The 1,170-nt window shown below is 45.3% G+C and carries 1 protein-coding gene; it reads right to left on the bottom strand.

Features of this window, described 5'->3' with window-relative positions:
- Nucleotides 1-153: 153 nt before the first annotated feature.
- Complete coding sequence (locus tag EBR25_14260; protein ID NBW42133.1) at nucleotides 154-762, bottom strand: hypothetical protein; 609 nt, start codon at nucleotides 760-762, stop codon at nucleotides 154-156.
- Nucleotides 763-1,170: the final 408 nt, after the last annotated feature.

Here is a 1,170-nt window from a genome sequence, read left to right on the forward strand (position 1 = left end):
ATTTTCCATAACTCTTTATCGAACTAACAAGACATTCGAATGCCCGTGAGTACTTAGCTCCTCACGGGCATTCTTTTTTGCGCATTCACCATCAGAGGTAATTACACAATCATCCATAAGAGGCTCGAAGAGTAGATCAACGAAGGGCTTGCCTTAATCACGCACTGCTATTTTCATACAACTTGCGACACTACCCCCTACTGAAGGCGCCCAGAGAGGGCGAAAGCCAGAGGCAGTACGACGCATACGCACTCGTATTCCCGACCCGCCATTTCGACGGTCAATTTCTTTCATCAACCATCGAGCAAAACGTAAACGGCGAACTACCGCCTCCCGAGGTGCATACTGCCAAGCTATTGCAAACGGCGCTGCCAAGAGAAATGCTACGGAAAAAGAAAAGAGAAAAGAGGCGCCAGCAGAAGCCATACCGAGACCAACAGCAAGTGCGAGAGCAATTCCACCAAGCACAAGTGTTAGCACTCTCCACGTATCCCGGTCGCTCTGTATAAAAAGCTCACTAGATGAAACATTCGGATCTAGCAGATCTTCACGATACGCAGATAATACTTCAGTTGAAATAAATGCTAAGGCTTGTCGAAAATTTCGTAATATCTCAGGGTCTACTCGCCCCCTACGAGAGCGCATCTCCAAATCAAGACTCTCTAATTCATCACCAATGATCTTGTACTGCCCCAACAGACGCGTACACCCACCGAACCGGGCAAGATCATCTAATTCGTTATGAACTTGGCGCATCTCCATTGTACAGCTACTCGCTTTCTAAAATTGCTTACTCGCCTGATACGGTTATATCCCTCAACCCTTTATAGAGAGTCTCTCTTAAAGACTCCTCTAACCACCAATAGAGTACGGACGTACAATTCTGTCCTCTCATTTGGAATGCTTGTTCTAGACAACAATCGAATCGGATGAAACAAAGCTGACTACTTTTTTCCCTTGCCAGTTGTCCTTACTCGAACGGGCACAGGTTGGGGGGGAAAGAGTAATCCACCTATCACATCCAAGACCCAGCGAATAAACCGACTACTTGAAGCCTTATACGTTTTAAAACCCTTCATATTCTTATGATAACAGGAAACTAGCACTTAAAGAAAAACTTCTTTTGAGGCTCAAAAGAGCCAATCCTCATAATTTCAGCATGTTACATGC

It is taken from the genome of bacterium, from assembly GCA_009926305.1.
Classification (GTDB): Bacteria; Bdellovibrionota_C; UBA2361; order UBA2361; family RFPC01; genus RFPC01.

Excerpts from the sequence above, each read along its gene's own strand:
- EBR25_14260 (NBW42133.1), bottom strand. The coding sequence starts at position 762 with ATGGAGATGCGCCAAGTTCATAACGAATTAGATGATCTTGCCCGGTTC.